The organism is Mailhella massiliensis, assembly GCF_900155525.1.
GTDB lineage: Bacteria > Desulfobacterota > Desulfovibrionia > Desulfovibrionales > Desulfovibrionaceae > Mailhella > Mailhella massiliensis.
Window position 1 is genome coordinate 1,069,940 of record NZ_LT706952.1, and the last position, 17,639, is coordinate 1,087,578.

The window sequence follows — 17,639 nt, forward strand, 5'->3', positions numbered from 1 at the left end:
CGGGCCGCAGATCAGGACTGCAGCATGTCCCGCACCGCCTTGACCAGGAACGCGGTATCCGTGCCTACGGCCGCGCCCTGATACCCGCGGGCGAAGCAGTCCCTGGCTTCGGCCATGGTGTTGGCGTAAATGAAGGCCAGCTTGCCGTGTTCGCGGCAGGCCGCAAGTATTCTCTCAAGAGCTGCGCGGAACTCGGTGGTGGAGAACTTTGCCGGAGCGCCGAGCGCCACGGAAAGATCGTACGGCCCCACGAAAATGCCGTCCACGCCCTCCAGAGCCGCGATTTCTTCGATATGTTCCAGCGCTCCCGCCGTTTCGCACTGAGGCATAAGCAGGGCGCGGCGGTTCACGGTCTCAAAATAGCCGCCGAGGTTCTTGAGCTCCGGCGAAAAACCGTACTTCGCGCTGCGGGAAAAGGCGAAGCCGCGTTCGCCCATGGGGAAGTACTTGGCGTAGCGCACGAGATCGCGCACTTCCTCCACCGAGCGCACATCGGGAATGATGATGCCCCGCGCACCCAGATCCAGGGCATGGAGCACCGCCGCGCGGGAGCTGTCGCGCACGCGCACGAAGGGTTCCGCGCCGTGCAGCTGCAGAGCGCGGATCATCTCTCCGGCGCTTTCCTCGGAAAAGGGACCGTGCTCCGTATCGATGATGACGTAATCAAGCCCGGAAAGGCCGAGACACTCGGCCACGATGGCCCCGCCCAGATGGCAGAAGGTGCCGACCACTCCCTGCCCGGCGTTCAGTTTTTCATCGAAAGCGCTCATGCCTTCACCCTCTTTTCCAGCACCTCGCGCATGAGCGAGACGGCGAGCTTGAGGTTGTCCATGGAATTGGCGTAGGACACGCGCACGAAATCCCTGCCCATGGGGCCGAACACATGACCGGGAGTCATGGAAACGCCGGCCTCGTCGATCATGACGCGGCAGAATTCATCGCCGCTCATGCCCGTTCCCGTGATGTTCACGAAGATATAGAACGCGCCGTCGGGCCGCAGGCAGGAACAGCCGGGCAGGGTGTTGAGCGCATCCACCATGTAGTTTCTGCGTTTCTCGTACTCTTCCACCATGGCGCGGGAAGGCGCGTCGTCTTCCAGAAGCGCGGTGAGCGCCGCATACTGGATGAACGTGCAGGGGCAGGAAAGGTTGTAGAAGTTCAGACGCATCATGGGATCCATGAGGGAACGGTCGCAGAGCATGTAGCCTATGCGCCAGCCGGTCATGGCGAAATACTTGGAGAAGCCGTGCAGCACGATGAGGCGTTCCTTCAGCTCGGGCAGGGAGGCGGCGCTGCAGTATTTCTTGCCGCCGTACACCATGTCGGCGTACACCTCGTCGGAAATCACCAGCAGGTTGTGACGGCGGGCGATGTCGGCCACGACCCTGAGGGATTTCTCATTCAGCACGGAACCGCAGGGATTGGAGGGAGAATTGAGCAGTATGGCCTTGGTGTTCGGCGTAACCAGGGCCTCCATGGCCTCGGCCTCGATCTGAAAATCGCCCGATTCCCTGAGTTCGTAGGAAACGGCCTTCGCGCCCGTGATGTTGGGAAGCGTGAAGTAGCAGAGATACCCGGGATCAGGCACGAGTATCTCGTCGCCCGGGTTGAGGTAGGCGTTCATGGCAAGGAAAACGCCCTGCTCCACACCCACCGTGATCATGACTTCGTCGGCCTCGTAGGCAGAGCCGTACAGCCGGTTGTAGCGGCGGGCCACGGCCGCGCGCAGATCGGCAATGCCCGTCACCGGGCCGTAATGCACCTTGCCCTCGTCCAGAGCCTTCTTGCAGGCTTCCACGATGTGGGGCGGAGTGTCGACGTCAGGCTCTCCTATTTCCAGATGAATGATGCGTTTGCCCGCGGCTTCGAGGCTGCCCGCATAGGCGATGATCTCGCGGATCTTGGAAAGAGGAGCGTGCTCCATTCTATGTGCCTGGGGAATAAGAGACATATGCACTTCCTTATGATTCGGGCGGGACGGAACCCTCGCTCCGTCCCGCCGTTGCAGAATTCATCCGTCGGGATCAGAGGCTCAGCGCGGCGTCGTACGCGTCGTGCACGGCATCGAAGATCTTGCCCGTCTTCGTGCAGTCGCCCGCGGCAAGGAAGGTCATCCCCTCCCGGGCAAGCTGCGCGCACAGCTCCTTGTCGGGGTTGTAGCCCACGGCGAGCACCACGGAATCGAAGGCGGGCAGTTCGAACACATTGCCGTAGCCGTCCTTCACGCTGACGACGCCGTCGGCGGACACTCCGGCAAGGGCATGGTCCGTCAGGGCCTTCACGCCGCATTTCTTCAGTTCTTCCAGCAGGAAGAAGCGGCCGTGCTTTTCCATATCGGGGGCAAGGGCGTCCCGAAGTTCGACAATGCTCACCTCGCAGCCCTTTTCCGCCAGAAACGCGGCGCATTCGCAGCCTACGAGACCGCCGCCGAGAACCAGCACGCGATGCCCGGCATCGGCGCCCTCAAGCACGGCCTCGGCATGTATCAGACGGCCCTTTCCCTCCCGGGGGGCATCCTTCAGGAAGCCGGGGAAAATGGGGCTGCCGCCCGTGGCCACGAACACCACATCGTACCCTTCGGCCTTCAGCATGTCCGCCGTGGCGCGCACGCCGGTCTTCACGGTCACGCCGCAGGCGGCAAGGCTCCCTTCAAACCACTTCGCGGCATCGGCGATCAGGGACTTGCCCGGAGGCAGAGAGGCCGGAGTCAGCTTGCCGGAAAGCGTGCCGTGCTGTTCGTAAAGGGTGACGGCATGGCCGAGGGAAGATGCCGTGCGGGCAAATTCCATGCCGGCAGGCCCGCTTCCCACCACGGCGACCTTCTTTTTCGACGCGGCGACGGGCTTCGGAAAGCCTTCCCTGCCCACTTCGGGATTGAGCGCGCAGCTCATGAGGGGCTGCTTGCAGCAGCCTTCGCAGCAGTAGATGCAGGGGCGCACGGTTTCATCCCTGCCTTCCATCAGCTTGCGGGGAAGTCCGGGGTCGGCAATGAGGGCGCGGCCCATGCACACCATGTCCACGCCGCCGGGGGCGAGCAGAGCCTCCGCCACATCGCGCCGTCCTATGCGGGCGGCCACGGCCAGACGCATGTCCGGCCCCACCACGCTGCGCGACGCATGTCCGGCCCCACCACGCTGCGCACGGCGCGGGCACGGTCCCCGTTGAATCCCGCGGGGAGCGCGGCAGGAGACTCGATGTACCAGGTATTGGTGCAGGTACCGCTGCTCACGTTGAAAAGATCCACGCCCGCCGCGCATATTTCCTTCGCTATGCGGCAGCCGAGATCCAGAGTGACGCCGCCGGGAAGAAATTCCTCCACGCTGCAGCGGAAGGAGACGGGGAAATCCGGTCCCACGGCCTTGCGGACGGAACGGATGACTTCCAGAGGGAAGCGCATACGGCGTTCGAAATCCCCGCCGTAGGCGTCTTCACGCCGGTTGGTCAGCGGAGAAAGGAACTGCCCGATGAGATAGCCGTGCGCGCCGTGTATTTCCACGATGTCGAACCCGGCCTCCACGGCTCTTCTTGCGGCTTCGCCCCAGGCGACCACAAGCTCATGAATCTCTTCCTCGTCGAGCACGCGGGAATCGGATGCCGGCGTCATGCCGGGAACAAAGGAAACAAGCGGCACCGGCCCGCCCGAAACGGCGGGAACGGTGTGCAGGCCGCCGTGGTTGAGCTGTACGCCCGCCTTGCCTCCGGCCGCATGTATGGCGGATGCGAACCTCGCAAGTCCCCGGATGTAACGGTCGTCGTACAGGCTGAGCCCGGCTTCGAAGCAGATGCCCGAAGGATGAACGCAGGTCGCTTCAAGCATGTTCAGCCCCACGCCGCCGCGGGCGCGGGCGACATGGTAGTTCATGAGCTGATCGCTCATTTCTCCACCGCTGGCGGCAAAACGCGTCAGCATGGACGGAAAGATGATGCGGTTTTTGAATTCCGTCTTGTTGATGGTGACAGGCGAAAACAGCATGGATACCTCGGTCTGGAAAAGGCGCGCCTCTCAGGCGAATGCGCGCGGTGAAGGGAAAAGGGGGCCGCCCTTCGGACGGCCCCGTCGGATCAGTCCATGTCGAGCCCGAGGACCCCGGCCATGTTCCGGTACAGGACGTTGGGCAGCACGTCTTCACGGAACGGCATCTCCAGGAAGAGATCCACCGCCTGCTTGAGCGGAATGTAGGGATAGCCGCTGCCGAACAGGAATCTGTTCTTCAGAAAACCGTTGGCGGCCACGACGTAATCCTGCACGCCGGGCATGTTGTACATGTACATGTCGGGGGCAAGGTACATGTTGGGATGGCACATGCAGCTGAACAGCACCTGAGGAATCCAGGGATAGGAACCGTGCATGTTCACGATGGTGAGGTGCGGAAAATCGCGGCACACTCTGTCGATATGCTCGGGGTTGCTGAAGGAGAGGTCCGGGCCGTTGCCGCCCCCGCCCATGAGGAACATGGGAATGCCGTGTTCCATGCAGTACTGATAGATGGGATAGAGGCGCGCATCGTCCACATACATGGGGATGTCGCCGCATCCGGGTTCCATGCCCGCGCCGCGGAGATTGCCGTTGACCACGGTGCGCTCTATTTCCGCCAGGGCGGCGGCGGGATTGCTGCCGTCCACACCGGCCACGCCGACGAAGCGGCCGGGCTGTTCCTTCACGATGGCCATGAGGTCGTCGTTGGAAACGTGACCCATGTCGGGGCTCTGGCGGCCGGTCATCACGCCCAGCGTCACGCCCGCTTCGTCCATTTCCTTATACAGCAGCCCGGCATCGCGCTGTTCGGCGGCGGGCGAAAGCTTCATGAGGAAGTTGTCGCTCCAGGCCTGGGTTTTCTTCGGGTCGCGGTAAAGGTTGCAGCGAAGATAGTCCTTAAGCGGAGGACGAAGGCGCGCGTCGATGATTTTCATAAAGACTCCTGAATCATGGGCGGCCGCAGAGGCCGCGTTTGCGTTGCAAGAAAAATTCCGCACGGTGCCGGATCAGAGCGTACGACCGGCTTCCGCCCCCTGGCGTATGGCCTTCACATAGTCGCTGGGAGCGTCGGCGTCGCCCACGATGAGCACCGGCACGCCGAGCTCTTCCAGCGCGGCGGCAAGGCTCCGGTTCGGGCGTGCGCCCACGGCCATGACCACGGTGTCGATGTTTTCCAGCACCTCTTCCGCGCCGTTGCGGACGAAGCGGACGCAGTGATCGCCGACGGAGGTCACCCGGCTGCCGGCAAGGCAGTGCATATCCAGGGAATCGCCGAAAATATGCAGCAGGCAGATACGGGAATCCTGCGGCAGATCGAGTCCGATGCCGTCGCGCATTTCCAGAATGTAGACTTCGCGCTGCTGCTGTTCCAGAAGAAGATGCGCGGTTTCCGCGCCCACGGAACCGCCGCCGATGACGGCGACTCTGCGCCCCACGCAGGCCTTTCCTTCCAGCACTTCATCCACAGGCACCACGAAATCCTGATTCACCCCCTCCACAGGAGGCACGAAGGGGACGCTGCCCGTGGCGAGCACCACGGCGTCGGGCTTCCAGGCCTTCACGTCCTCCACGGTTACCGTATGGGCGAGACGTACTTCCACGGGAAGCTTGCGTACTTCCCTTTCCAGATAGTCGCAGGCTTCCCCGTAGCGGTCCTTGTGCGGGGGAACGGCCGCCAGACGAAGACGCCCGCCGAGCCTGTCGCGCTCATCCCACAGGGAAACCGTATGACCGCGGCGTGCGGCGTCGGCCGCCGCCTGCATACCCGCAGGGCCGCCGCCGATGACCATGACGCGGCGCGGCGTTTCCGCCGCCTTCAGGGCAAAATGTTCGTCCTGCTCGCGCCCGGTCATGACGTTGAGCGCGCACTTCACGCTGCGGTCGCCGGAGGAACGGTCGTGGCAGCCCTTGTTGCAGGCGATGCACCAGATGATGTCGTCCACCCGGTTCTCGCGCAGCTTGTTGGGATAATCGGGGTCGGCGATGAGGGTCCGGCCTATGCACACCACATCGGCCTTGCCCTTTTCCAGCACGGAAAGCTGGATTTCCGGACGGTCCAGCTGGCCTGCGGCGAAAACGGGAATATGTACCGCGTCGCGGATGTTTTCCGCAAGGTAAAGATTGACGCCGTGCCGGTGATACATGTTGGAAACCGTGCGCACGAAGGGGAACATGCCCGCCGAAACGCTCAGAGCCGCCACGCCGAGTTTTTCCAGATAGCGGGCGATTTCCACGGCAAGGGCCATGTCTATGCCGCCTTCGCGCAGCTCGTCGCCCACGATGCGGCAGGTAATGGGGTACTTGTCTCCCACGAGTTCGCGGCTGCGGCGGATGATTTCCGTCACGAAGCGCATACGCCCGAGGAAGGAGCCGCCGTATTCGTCCGTGCGCCTGTTGGTCAGGGGCGACATGAAGGAGCTGATGAGATACCCGTGGGCGCAGTGCAGTTCGCACATGTCGAAACCGGCTTCCTTCGCGCGGCGTACGCCCTGGGCGTAGCATTCCACCATTTCCCGCACTTCTTCGGTGCTCATGACGTGAGGCACGTCGTATTCGGCCTGGAACCCGGCCACGGCCTCGGGCTCGAACGGCGAGGGGGCTACGGGCTGATAGCCGGACGTGCGCCTGTTGGTTTCGCGCCCGGAGTGATGAATCTGCGCGGCCGCAAGGCAGCCGTGCCTGTGCATGGCCTCGGTGAGACGGCGAAGACCCGCGATGCGGTCGTCGTTTTCAATGAAGAGCTGACCGCCGAAATTCCCGTCGGGGCGAACGCATACGGAACCGACGATGATCATCGCCACGCCGCCGGCCGCACGCCTTTCGATGAAGGCGACCTCCTTGTCCGTCACGCCGCCGTCTTCCGTCATATGAACGGACATAGGGGCCATGACGAAACGGTTCTTCAGTGTAAGCGGCCCTATGTCAACGGGCTGAAACAAAGGCGAGACATTCATGGAACTACCCTCAATAATAGGAAAAAAGGAAAAAAGAAGACCGGAATACCCGTACATTCCGGCCCTTCCTCCTGTCGGGAATTTCCCGTCAGGAGGGAAGGCCGGGGGCCTGAGCCCCCGGGTAAAAACACGCGCAACCTTCCGGTCTACTTCAAAAAGCCCTTTTCGCGATAGTACTTTTCAGCACCGGGATGCAGGGGGAAGACGTTGTCCTTCCAAGCGATGGCGGGATCGATGGACACCCAGGAGGGGTTGGCGCGGGCAATGTCTTCCTTGCCTTCTACGATGGCCTTGGTCAGATTGTAAGCCGTGTCTTCACTCATATTGTCACGGACGAAGATAACATTGGTGTCCCAAAAAGTGGTTATGTTCTCACCGACCGCCCCTTTATAAAAGTTGGCCGGAAGTGTACCGACATGAATACCCATATTGGCCGCAACCCTATTGGCTATTTCAGGTTCGACTGACAGGAACTTAAGAGGTGTGCTACCGGAAATATCCACAATGAACCAGGCTTCACCGGGTCCGATCCACGCAAACACGTCCACCTGCCCGTCCTTGACCATGTTGGCGATGTCGTCGAAGCTGTTGGTCACAATCATACCGCCGTTGGATCGGATGTCGTCATAGGTGATGCCATATTCCTTCAGAATCTGACGGAAAATCTTATCGGTAGAACCGCCGGTAGACCCCACGCCGATGGTCAGGTTCTTCATTGTCTTAAGATCTCTGAGACTCTTTACGGGAGAATCAACAGGCGTCACGATCTGGTAGTTGATGCGGTCCTGAAGATTGATGATGGTGGCAAGTCCCTTACCCGGGGCGCGATAGGGATCGGTACCGTTCCTGAATGCCGTCAGGATGCTGTTTTCCGCAACGCCGAGGTCGGCGGCGCGGGAGGCCACGCGCGGAGGATTGGTCGCGCCGCCGCCGGGCAGCATGGTCACGTCCGTTCCGGGATTCATGGTGGTGTACACCTTGCCTATGGCTCCCATCCCGATGTACCAGGTACCGCTGGGGTTGGCGGCGGAAACGATGCGGAGCGATTCCGAAGCCTGGGCAGACAACGATGCTGCAACAATCAGCGTTACTGTCAGCAGAACTTTTTTAAGAATCCAGTTCATACACATACTCCTTAAGATAAGGGGGGATACGCTGCAGCATTATCGGCCTTGCGACGGAAATACTGCAAAACATAAACTACGAGGATGAAAATCAGACCACACAGGTCGGTCTTAATCCCAGGATACAAAAGCAAGATACCGCCTGATATAAGAAGAAAACGTTCCAGAGGCTTACAGAGCGTCAAGAGATAGCCCTGCATGCCGCCTGCCAGAGAAATGACACCTATGACGGCCGTGATGACAGCTTGGACGACTTCAGGAATGGAACCGTTAAGAAGCAGAGCCGGTTCAAACACGAACATGAACGGAATGATGTACGCCACAATCCCGAGCCGAAAGGCTCGGAGACCTGTGACCATAGCGTTTGCTTTTGCTATGGAAGCTCCTGCATAGGCCGATAGACACACAGGAGGTGTGATCTCGGAAAGAATGGCGTAGTAGAGCACGAAGAGGTGGGCGGCCAGGGTAGGGATGCCGAGCTTCATGAGGGCGGGAGCGCCGAGAGTGGCCACGATGATGTAGGCCGGGGTGGCAGGAACCCCCATGCCGAGCACAAAGCAGGTAACCATAAGCAGTACAAGCAGAAACAGGATGTTAATGCTGCCGAGGTCAGTGATAAGGCTGATGAATTTGTAGCCGATGCCCGTGATGGAGACCATGGCGACGATGATACCGGCACAGGCGCTGCATGTGGAAATCATAAGCGCACTCTTGGAAGAGGCTTCAAGCGTTTCGAGGAGCTTGCGCAACGTAAACTGGGTGGACTTGCTGAAGCATGCGAGGATCAGCACCGACAGGGTGGCGAGATAGGCCGAGGAAATAACACTGCGCCCAGAAATAAGCAGGAAAATGAGAACAAAGATGGGCAGAATGTGATACAAGCGCTTGTACACGCTCTTCACATCGGGTACTTCATCTTCTGGCATGACACCGAGATTATATCTGATGGCCTCGAAATGAATCATCATGTACAAAGAGAAATAGTACAGAAGGGAAGGCAGCAGCGCAGCCACAGCCACGGCGTTGTAACCGGCGCCCGTCACGTCGGCCATGACGAAGGCCGTTGCGCCCATGACCGGAGGCATGAGCTGGCCGCCCGTGGAGGCTACAGCTTCCACCGCGCCTGCAAAGGAGGGGCTGTAGCCCACACGCTTCATGAGCGGAATGGTGAAGGTGCCGGTGCTGTACACGTTGGCCACGGCGGAACCGGAAATGGAACCGAAAAGCGCGGAAGCGAAGATGGACACCTTGGCCGGGCCGCCCTTGGAACGGCGGGTGGCCACACAGGCGAGATCGAGGAATACCTGCCCCAGTCCGGCGTTCTGAAGAAAGCAGCCGAACATGACGAAGGCGAAGATCATGGTGGAGGACACGGCAAGCGGAATGCCGTACAGGCCTTCCGTCACCAGGTAGAGCTGCTCGCAGAGCATCTTGTAGGAAACGCCGTCGTGCCGCAGTATGCCGGGCAGGTACTGGCCCCACATGCCGTAGGCCAGAAAGCAGCCGGACACCACCACAAGGGGCACGCCCGCCACGCGGCGGGTGGCTTCCAGCACCAGAACCACGGCCACCGTGGAGGCCACGGCCTCCACATCGGTCACGGGATCGATGTAGCGGATGCGCTCAAGGTAGTAGTCGATGTCGGAAACCAGAAAATACGCCGACCAGAACGCCCCGCAGATGAGCACAAGGTCCAGCAGCAGCCACAGGGGGTTCTCCTTCTGCCCCTCCGCCACCTTCTTCGGAGGGAAGTACATGAATACCAGCGTCAGCACCGTGCCAAGGTGAATGACACGAAGCATCTGGGAATCCATCACTCCGAAACCGGCGGTAAAATAAATCTGAAAAATGGCCAGCCCTATGGCCAGAACCGTGGCGACGGGTTTCAATGTTTCTCGTGAGATCATACGTTCCTCATCAAGCCCGGCCTTTCCGCATGGACCCCGGGCGGTACGATTTTACTCACCACACTGCGGGGCAGGGGGAGCAGCTCAACCGGGCCGCACGCCTTTTTCTCATGACCTCATCGAAAACGACGTACTGAAAACCCGTTTACGTTTTTGCAAAAATCATGCCAAAATGTACTTTTAAGCACATTGTCTCTAACAGGCTGATATTCCGGTATCCTGCCTCCTTTTCCGCTTCTCCTGCGGCTCCTGATATGCACGCTAATCAAACATGTCCGATACAACATGTTTGATTTTCATACACTAAAAAATTTTCCCATTTTTTACAAAAATACCGATAAGTTCAACTCCATTTTCTCCGCCGTTTCCGCAAATTGCCGGACATCGGAAAAAATTTCTTCTCGAAAAGATGTGCAAACCTGCTCCCATTTCGCCCCAAAACAAAACATTTCAGGAAAAATCCCGGCAAATATGTATTGATATCATACATCTCTTCCGGTATTCTGCCAGAATATCAGGGAAATTCCCCGCCTTCCCCCAGCGTTTTCCCCTCCCTCATCCGCCGGGATTTTTCCGGCGATCATTCCCGGGTGCCTGCCGTGAACAAAACCTTTCCTCCCTCCATGGTTGACAAAAACAGCATAAAAAAGCAGTGGGAAGCCTTTCAGCAGGGAAAGGACGTCGACTTTTCCGTCATCAGCAGGGGCGTGTACGATTCCTGGGTGCGTTCAAGGCAGTACCATGTGGACCCCTATCATAAGAAAAGGGAGTTCGTCCCGCCCCAGCAGCTCCAGGAACTTCTTGAAAACAATAGTGAATTCATCAACAGCGCCTCCACCATCATGAGCCGGCTGTTCAAGTCCATCGACATGCTGAACGGCACCATCACGCTGGCGGACAAGAACGGCGTGGTCCTGTATTCCTGCTATCAGAACCGCCACGACATCGCTCCTTCCCATGTGGTGGGCGACATTCTTTCCGAACAGGTCTGCGGTACCAACGGCATCGGCACCTGCCTTGCCGAAGGCTCCTCCGTGGAGCTTGTGGGAGCGGAACACTACAGTCTGGAGGAACACGCCTGGTACTGTTCCGCCGCGCCGGTGTACGACGACAGGGCCAACGTCATCGGGGTGTTCAACATCTCCATTCCCTGTGAGAGCCACCACTACTATCAGACGAGCGGACTGGTGGAGGCCGTGGCCCACGCCATTACGGAACAGATATTCCTGAGCGATCTTCTCAGCGAGCAGGTGGCCATCATGGACGCGCTGGATGAAGGCGTGGTGGTGCTGAACGCCGACGGCGTCATCAAATCCATCAACAGGAAGGCCTGTTCCCTGCTCAAGCTCACCAGCGCCCCGGAGGGACAGAACTTCCGCCGCATTTTCCATACGCAGGACAATCTGTTCTCGGAACTTGCCCAGAACACGCCCTTCCATCACAGGGAAGTCACCTTTCTCAACGGCATACGAAGCATTTCCTGTCTGCTTTCCTTTTCGCCCATTCCCGGCAGGGGAAGCGTGCTCACCCTTCAGGAGAACCGACAGATACGGGAACTGGCCTCCCGCGCCATAGGCGCGAAGGCCGTGTATACCTTCGACCGTATTCTGGGGGAATCCAGGGCCATACAGCAGGCCATACGCATGGGGAAAAACGCCGCGCAGAGCGACATCACCACGCTCATTCTGGGAGATTCCGGCACGGGCAAGGAACTGTTCGCCCAGTCCATACACAACGCGAGCGCCCGCAGGCGCGGGCCCTTCATCGTGGTCAACTGCGGGGCCATTCCGCGCAACCTCGTGCAGTCGGAACTGTTCGGCTACAACGAAGGCGCCTTTACCGGCGCCGTGAAACAGGGAAAGCCGGGCAAGTTCGAACTGGCGGACGGCGGTACCATCTTTCTGGATGAAATCGGGGAAATGCCGCTGGAGGCGCAGGTCAGCCTGCTGCGCCTGCTGCAGAACGGCGAAGTCACCCGTGTGGGCGGCAAGAAGTCCACCTATGTGAACGTGCGGGTCATCGCCGCCACCAACCGGAACCTTCAGGATGCCGTGGCGCAGAATATTTTCCGCAAGGACCTGTATTACCGGCTCAACGCCTTCGTCATCCACATTCCCAACCTTACGGAACGCGAGGGCGACATTCGCCTTCTGGCGGAAGCCTTTCTGGAAAAATTCTCCGCGGGACTCAACAAGCGCCTCACCGGCTTCGACGACGATGTTCTCGCCGCCCTGAACCTGTACAGCTGGCCCGGCAACGTGCGGGAACTGGAAAACTGCACCGAACGGGCGGTGGCCGTGGCGGAACACGGGCGCATCACGCTGGCGGATCTGCCCTCGCACATCGCCGCCCTCGCCATGGACGGCTTTCCGGTACGCGGCAAGCTGCGCGACAGCGAAAGGGAAACCATACGGGCCACCCTGCAGGAAAACCAGTGGAACATCCGCCGCACGGCGGCCGTGCTGGGCGTGGCGAGAAGCACGCTGTACCTGAAAATAAAAAAGTTCAACATCGTCCGGGACTGACGGGGCAAAGCCTGCGCGAAACTCTGCCGGAGACGGGCCGTCCCTTTTCTGCCGGACAAAAAATGCCCTCTCCGGTGAAAAAAGCCGGAGCTTCTTGTCGGAAGCCCCGGCTTTTCCCCCGTCACAGAGAACAGCCTAGAATCCCGCCCCCCGTGCGAAAAGCATGAGCATGGAAAACACCAGCATTCCCAGAAGAAGCAGGCGGAACACGTGAGGATTGAGCCGCCGTATCAGAGGAACGCTCACAAGTACGCCGATCACGCAGCAGGGCACGGCCCACACCGCCGTGCGCAGCATGTCCGGTGTGTACAGGCCGTCCTTCCACTGCAGAATGATGAGAAAAATCATGGAAAGCGCGGCAAGGGTGTTGAGCATGGACAGCGTGACTTCCTTGCTCCAGCCGCGCAGCACGGCATACATGGCGAGCATGGGCCCGCCCATGCCCGTGGCCCCCATGAGAAGCCCCGCCAGCACGCCTGCGGGAATGATGCTCCACACGGGAACGCGGAAGGCGCAGTGCAGGCGGCCCGCCACGACCTGCCAGATGAGAAAAAGCAGAAGAATCATTCCCGAACCGATGAGTATGGACTGCGGCGAAGCCAGCTTCAGCGCGGCCAGCCCGAAGGGCACGCCCGCCGCGCTGGCCAGAAGCGCCAGCAAAAATTCCTTTTTCGGCAGATCGTGATGGTAGAGCACGGAAATGCTCACGGTGATGCTCGTCCCCACCAGGCAACTGAAAATGATCGCCTCCTTGGTTTCCATGACCAGCGTCATGAGGGGAACGGCGAAAAGATTACCGCCGAAGGACGTCACCCCGTTCAGAAAACCGGCCAGCAACCAGACGACATTGATATAAAGGAACGTGAACGCCTCCACAGCCAACCTCCGCTTCTCTCCATTTCCCCATTTTCTACGACGGGGACGCCCCGCATGTAAAGTCTGCGACATGTCTTTGCCGTTTCCTCCCCCCGGAAAACACGGCGAGACTCCGCCGTGCGCCGGGCCGCCCCTGCCCCTGCCTTTCCGCTTCCGCCTTCTTCCGAAAACATCATATCAACAAAATTGTTTATCTCATGCGCCGCACGACCCTGCCCGGAACAAAGTAAAAAACTCTGCGGAAAAACAGCGTCCCCGATAAAAAATTACTCTTTTTTCCGCGCCAGTATATTTTTCTTGCCATGTATTATTTTTCGATGCTATCAACAGAAATGTTTAATAAGAGCCCGGTCCCTTCCGCAGGGCGAGCGCCGTACACGTCCGGCCTTTCCGGCGGCGGATCTGCTTGAAAAGGAACGTTCCCGAACGGGGCGAGGAGATTGCGACATGGAAGAATTCTCCCGTTTTATCAAAGTGCTGGACGGATATGTCTGGGGACCCGTCATGATGGCCCTCATTCTCGGCACGGGTCTCTACCTCACCTTCGGCCTGAAATTCCTTCCTTGGACGCGTCTCGGCGCAGGCTTCCGCCTCATGTGGAAGGGCCGCACCAAGAATGAAGGCGTTCACGGAGAACTTTCCCCCTTCCAGGCGCTGATGACGGCCCTTGCCGCCACCGTGGGCGTGGGGAACATCGCAGGCGTGGCCACGGCCATTTTCACCGGCGGTCCGGGAGCGCTGTTCTGGATGTGGTGCACCGCCATGGTGGGCATGGCCACCAAGTACGCGGAAACCGTGCTCGCCCAGAAATACCGCGAAGTCACCCCCGGCGGCCATGTGGTGGGCGGCCCCATGTACTACATTAAAAACGGTCTGGGCAGAAAATGGGCATGGCTCGGTACGCTCTTCGCCCTTTTCGGCGGCATCTGCGGCTTCGGCATCGGCAACATGACGCAGTCCCATTCCATCGCGGACGCGCTGCACGCCTCCTTCGGCGTTCCGCCCGCCGTTTCGGCGGTACTTCTGTTCATCCTCATCGCCGTGGTCATTCTCGGCGGCGTTTCGCGCATAGGATCGGTATCCGGCAGGCTCGTACCCTTCATGTCCCTCATCTACATCGCCTGCTCGCTCATCGTCATCATCATCCACATCGACAAGGTGCCCGGCGTGTTCGCCACCATTTTCCACGACGCCTTCACCGGCAGCGCCGCAGCGGGCGGCTTTGCGGGGTCCACCGTCATGCTCGCCCTTCAGATGGGCGTGGCCCGCGGCATCTTCTCCAACGAGGCGGGCCTCGGCTCCGCAGCCATGGCCCACGCCACCGCCACCACCGACGACCATGTGGCCATGGGCTATGTGGGGATGCTCGGCCCCTTCATCGACACCATCATCATCTGCACCATGACGGGACTCGCCATTCTCTGTTCCGGCCTCTGGTCGGCGGAAAGCGCTCTTTCCGGCGCCCCCCTCACCGCGGCGGCCTTCGAATCCGCCCTGCCCGGCGCAGGCTCGGCCCTGGTCTCTCTCTGCCTCGCCATGTTCGCCTTCACCACCATCCTCGGCTGGTGCGTGTATTCCGAACGCTGCTGGATCTACCTTTTCGGCGACAGGGCGCTCAAGCCCTTCCGCATCATCTTCGTATGCGTGGTCCCCGTGGGCGCGCTCATGACGCTCGATCTCGTATGGGACATTGCCGACGTGCTCAATGCGCTCATGGCCGTGCCCAACCTCATCGGCCTTCTGCTGCTCAGTCCCGTCATCTTCAAACTTTCTCACGAATACGACAGGTAGCGCGGCTCTCGCGGACTCCCGAAACCCTGTTCTGCGGAGGCGGCCCGAAGGCCGCCTCCTGCATGTGCCGGGGCCTCCCCGGACTTGCCCTTCCCTCCCGGGAAGGATACTTCGGAACAAACGCAAACCCTTCCGGCCCGGAAGACGGCAACCGGAATGTCCGCCCCGAGAGTAGCCCATGCCCCGTATTCTGCTTCATGTCTGCTGCGGCCCGTGCTCGCTCATGCCCATCGTGCACCTGCGCGACGAGGGCTTCGAGCCTGCGGCCTTTTTCTTCAATCCCAACATCCACCCTGCGGAGGAATGGAAAAAACGACGCGACGCCATGCGCGAAGTATCGGAAAAGCTCAACGTCCCGCTGCTGGAGGAGGGGGAGGCCGCAAACCCGGGACTCTGGGTGCGCGGCCTTCACGGCGTCACGGAGGAAGGAAAACGCTGCGCGCTCTGCTACCGGCCGCGCATGGAGCGCACCGCCGCCCTTGCCGCGGAAAAAGGCTTCGACGCTTTTACCACCAGCCTGCTCTATTCCCGCTATCAGCACCATGAAAGCATCGTTGCCGAGGCCGAAAGGGCGGCCGCTCTTGCCGGAGCAGCCTTTCTGTACCGCGATTTCCGCCCCTGGTGGTGGGACGGCATCAATCTTTCCAGGGAACTCGGCATCTACCGGCAGAAATGGTGCGGCTGCATTCTGAGCATGAAGGAAGCCCTCCGGCAGAAAAAGGAAGCCGAAGCCCGCAGGGCCGCGCAAAAGGCGGAAAACGCCGCGCGCCTCGCCAGAGAAGCGGAGGAACGCAGAAAAAGAAAGGAAGCCTTCGCGGAAAAGAAGGCGAAAAAACGCGCCCGGCGCGCACAGGACGTTCAGGCATGAAAAAGGCCCCGGTTCAGAACCGGGGCCTTTTCTTCAGAAAAAAACTACCCGCCTATATCTTCCGGGCCGAGTACGCGGATACCGTGCTCAAGAAGCGTCTTTACCGCCTCATCCGTACGGTCGAAACGGAAAATGATGGTGGCCCTTGTGGATTCCTGCTGCGTGTAGGCATAGAGATATTCCACATTGATGCCCTGCCCGGAAAGGACCCCGAGCACCCGTCCCAGCCCGCCGGGCCTGTCGGCCACGTCCACGGCCACCACGGGAGTGGAGCCCACGGTGAAACCGGCCTTGACGAGGGCCTCGCGCGCCTTGCGCGTATCGTCGGCCATAAGGCGCAATACCCCGAAGTCCGTGGTGTCCGAAAGGGACAGCGCACGGATGTTGACGTCGGCTTCCTCAAGGACGCGGGTCACGTCGCCGAGCTGCCCCGACCTGTTCTCCACGAACACGGAAATCTGTTCAACGGTCATGGGAAATCCCGGCGCAGGCTTACGCCTTCTTGTCTTCGTCGCTCTTGATCTTGTCCTTGGGGGTGATGTCTATTTCATCAGGCTCGGACGATGCCTGACGGAAATTGCGGATGGCGCGGCCGAGACCGGAGCCGATTTCCGGCAGACGTTTCGCGCCGAATATCACCAGCACGAGCACGAGGATGACGAGAAGTTCCTGCATTCCTATACCAAACATGGCAAACCTCCGGGGTCTTTCTCTCCAAGTTCGTTCATACCCTATACGGGAGGGACAGGGCAAAGGTCAAGCGCTTCACCCCGTACGGAAAGCCCGCCGGGCCCGTTTTCAGGATTGCCTGAAATCGCGTCCGGCCTTATAGTGGAAAAAGGAGCGACAACCATATGGAAACACTACTTCTTGCCCTGCCCTATCTTCATGCCGAGCTTATGCCGGATTCTGCGCGCTGCCGCACGCTCTGGCCCGGTCTGCCCCGCAGGCCGGAAAACGCCTGGGAACCGGCTCTGCCGTTTTCCGGCTCCATGGCCGCCGCCTGCCTTGCCGATTATGAACGCGCCTGCCGGGACGGCGCGAGCGGTTCCCCCGTGCTGACTCTGGGTGCGGAAGGCGCCCCGGCCGACCTTTCTCCGGCGGAACGCCGCGCACTGAACGAAATGGCGGGGCTTCCCGCGGAAAAAGAGGAAGCACCTCTGCGCCATACCGCGCAGCAGATTCTGCTGCTGCTCTGGCTTCAGGAAAAACAGGCGCTGGACATGGCCGCGCTGGAAAACAGCATAGGCGCGGCGCGCATGAATCTGGCCGGGCTCATCTCCGGCCGCACCAGAACGGCGGAACCGTCCGCCATGCCTTCGGAAAGAGACCTGCCGGACTGGAGAAAGGCGCTTTTCGCGGCGCTTGCCTTCGTGCAGGACATGCCCGAGTCCACGGCCTTCACGGTGGCAAGCGCCGCCATGGCCGCAGCCCTTGCCGATACGGAAGCCCCCCGGGAGAATACGCCCTCCGGCGGCAAGGCCCTGAGCTTCAGGGTTTCCGAGCTTGCCGCACTCTGCGGCCGCAACGAATGCGCCCGCCTGAAACGCGAACTCGACCCCGGGCAATGGAACCGCACCCTTACCTTTTTTCTGCCTGAAGACACCGTAAGATAGCC

15 protein-coding genes are annotated in these 17,639 nt (G+C 60.3%); 4 read left to right on the forward strand and 11 right to left on the reverse strand.

The annotated features are described in order from the left end of the window. Positions 1-11: 11 nt before the first annotated feature. From CZ345_RS15155 to CZ345_RS15185, 8 genes are all read right to left on the reverse strand, one after another. Positions 12-770, reverse strand: coding sequence for an HpcH/HpaI aldolase family protein (locus tag CZ345_RS15155; protein ID WP_077073895.1), 759 nt, complete (start codon positions 768-770; stop codon positions 12-14). Then, positions 767-1,951, reverse strand: a complete 1,185-nt coding sequence (locus CZ345_RS15160; RefSeq protein WP_077073896.1) for a pyridoxal phosphate-dependent aminotransferase — start codon at positions 1,949-1,951, stop codon at positions 767-769. Before CZ345_RS15160 ends, CZ345_RS15155 begins: the two co-directional genes overlap by 4 nt. A gap of 73 nt (positions 1,952-2,024) precedes the next feature. After that, complete coding sequence (locus tag CZ345_RS17510; protein ID WP_239446706.1) at positions 2,025-3,089, reverse strand: FAD-dependent oxidoreductase; 1,065 nt, start codon at positions 3,087-3,089, stop codon at positions 2,025-2,027. Continuing rightward, positions 3,062-3,973 (reverse strand): NADH:flavin oxidoreductase, encoded by a 912-nt coding sequence (locus CZ345_RS17515; RefSeq protein ID WP_239446707.1) that lies wholly within the window; start codon positions 3,971-3,973, stop codon positions 3,062-3,064. The genes CZ345_RS17510 and CZ345_RS17515 overlap by 28 nt, the downstream gene beginning before the upstream one ends. Before the next feature lie 89 nt (positions 3,974-4,062). Further along, positions 4,063-4,911, reverse strand: coding sequence for an amidohydrolase family protein (locus tag CZ345_RS15170; RefSeq protein WP_077073897.1), 849 nt, complete (start codon positions 4,909-4,911; stop codon positions 4,063-4,065). Positions 4,912-4,983: 72 nt separating this feature from the next. Further along, positions 4,984-6,987, reverse strand: coding sequence for an oxidoreductase (locus tag CZ345_RS15175; RefSeq protein WP_337957260.1), 2,004 nt, complete (start codon positions 6,985-6,987; stop codon positions 4,984-4,986). An 89-nt stretch (positions 6,988-7,076) separates the two neighbouring features. Beyond that, positions 7,077-8,054, reverse strand: a complete 978-nt coding sequence (locus tag CZ345_RS15180) for a TAXI family TRAP transporter solute-binding subunit (protein ID WP_077073898.1) — start codon at positions 8,052-8,054, stop codon at positions 7,077-7,079. 11 nt (positions 8,055-8,065) lie between these two features. Then, positions 8,066-9,961, reverse strand: coding sequence for a TRAP transporter permease (locus CZ345_RS15185; protein WP_077073899.1), 1,896 nt, complete (start codon positions 9,959-9,961; stop codon positions 8,066-8,068). A 599-nt stretch (positions 9,962-10,560) separates the two neighbouring features. On the opposite strand from CZ345_RS15185, the gene CZ345_RS15190 reads away from it, so the two are divergent. Beyond that, positions 10,561-12,486: a sigma-54-dependent Fis family transcriptional regulator gene (locus CZ345_RS15190; RefSeq protein WP_239446709.1), complete on the forward strand. Its 1,926-nt coding sequence runs from the start codon at positions 10,561-10,563 to the stop codon at positions 12,484-12,486. Between the two features lie 135 nt (positions 12,487-12,621). On the opposite strand, the gene CZ345_RS15195 is transcribed toward CZ345_RS15190, so the two are convergent. Further along, positions 12,622-13,362 (reverse strand): sulfite exporter TauE/SafE family protein, encoded by a 741-nt coding sequence (locus CZ345_RS15195; RefSeq protein ID WP_077073900.1) that lies wholly within the window; start codon positions 13,360-13,362, stop codon positions 12,622-12,624. Positions 13,363-13,809: 447 nt separating this feature from the next. Here CZ345_RS15195 and CZ345_RS15200 point away from each other — a divergent pair, with 447 nt between their 5' ends. Both CZ345_RS15200 and CZ345_RS15205 read left to right on the forward strand, forming a co-directional pair. Beyond that, the gene (locus CZ345_RS15200) at positions 13,810-15,153 is read left to right on the forward strand and encodes an alanine/glycine:cation symporter family protein (protein ID WP_077073901.1); all 1,344 of its coding nucleotides are present in this window, start codon (positions 13,810-13,812) and stop codon (positions 15,151-15,153) included. Positions 15,154-15,331: 178 nt separating this feature from the next. Next, a complete protein-coding gene (locus tag CZ345_RS15205; RefSeq protein ID WP_077073902.1) occupies positions 15,332-16,021 on the forward strand; it encodes an epoxyqueuosine reductase QueH in 690 nt (229 codons plus the stop codon). A gap of 44 nt (positions 16,022-16,065) precedes the next feature. Here the strand turns inward: CZ345_RS15205 and CZ345_RS15210 are convergent, their stop codons facing one another. Both CZ345_RS15210 and CZ345_RS15215 read right to left on the reverse strand, forming a co-directional pair. After that, positions 16,066-16,494 (reverse strand): ACT domain-containing protein, encoded by a 429-nt coding sequence (locus tag CZ345_RS15210; RefSeq protein WP_077073903.1) that lies wholly within the window; start codon positions 16,492-16,494, stop codon positions 16,066-16,068. 19 nt (positions 16,495-16,513) lie between these two features. Then, positions 16,514-16,711, reverse strand: coding sequence for a twin-arginine translocase TatA/TatE family subunit (locus CZ345_RS15215; protein ID WP_077073904.1), 198 nt, complete (start codon positions 16,709-16,711; stop codon positions 16,514-16,516). 164 nt (positions 16,712-16,875) lie between these two features. Between CZ345_RS15215 and CZ345_RS15220 the strand changes: the two genes are divergently transcribed. Next, positions 16,876-17,637, forward strand: a complete 762-nt coding sequence (locus CZ345_RS15220; RefSeq protein ID WP_077073905.1) for a hypothetical protein — start codon at positions 16,876-16,878, stop codon at positions 17,635-17,637. Positions 17,638-17,639 lie beyond the last annotated feature (2 nt).

Excerpts from the sequence above, each read along its gene's own strand:
- CZ345_RS15170 (WP_077073897.1), bottom strand. The coding sequence starts at position 4,911 with ATGAAAATCATCGACGCGCGCCTTCGTCCTCCGCTTAAGGACTATCTT.
- CZ345_RS15215 (WP_077073904.1), bottom strand. The coding sequence starts at position 16,711 with ATGTTTGGTATAGGAATGCAGGAACTTCTCGTCATCCTCGTGCTCGTG.
- CZ345_RS15200 (WP_077073901.1), top strand. The coding sequence starts at position 13,810 with ATGGAAGAATTCTCCCGTTTTATCAAAGTGCTGGACGGATATGTCTGG.
- CZ345_RS15205 (WP_077073902.1), top strand. The coding sequence starts at position 15,332 with ATGCCCCGTATTCTGCTTCATGTCTGCTGCGGCCCGTGCTCGCTCATG.
- CZ345_RS17515 (WP_239446707.1), bottom strand. The coding sequence starts at position 3,973 with ATGCTGTTTTCGCCTGTCACCATCAACAAGACGGAATTCAAAAACCGC.
- CZ345_RS15155 (WP_077073895.1), bottom strand. The coding sequence starts at position 770 with ATGAGCGCTTTCGATGAAAAACTGAACGCCGGGCAGGGAGTGGTCGGC.
- CZ345_RS15175 (WP_337957260.1), bottom strand. The coding sequence starts at position 6,987 with ATGTACGGGTATTCCGGTCTTCTTTTTTCCTTTTTTCCTATTATTGAG.
- CZ345_RS15185 (WP_077073899.1), bottom strand. The coding sequence starts at position 9,961 with ATGATCTCACGAGAAACATTGAAACCCGTCGCCACGGTTCTGGCCATA.
- CZ345_RS15180 (WP_077073898.1), bottom strand. The coding sequence starts at position 8,054 with ATGAACTGGATTCTTAAAAAAGTTCTGCTGACAGTAACGCTGATTGTT.
- CZ345_RS15220 (WP_077073905.1), top strand. The coding sequence starts at position 16,876 with ATGGAAACACTACTTCTTGCCCTGCCCTATCTTCATGCCGAGCTTATG.
- CZ345_RS15210 (WP_077073903.1), bottom strand. The coding sequence starts at position 16,494 with ATGACCGTTGAACAGATTTCCGTGTTCGTGGAGAACAGGTCGGGGCAG.
- CZ345_RS17510 (WP_239446706.1), bottom strand. The coding sequence starts at position 3,089 with ATGCGTCTGGCCGTGGCCGCCCGCATAGGACGGCGCGATGTGGCGGAG.
- CZ345_RS15160 (WP_077073896.1), bottom strand. The coding sequence starts at position 1,951 with ATGTCTCTTATTCCCCAGGCACATAGAATGGAGCACGCTCCTCTTTCC.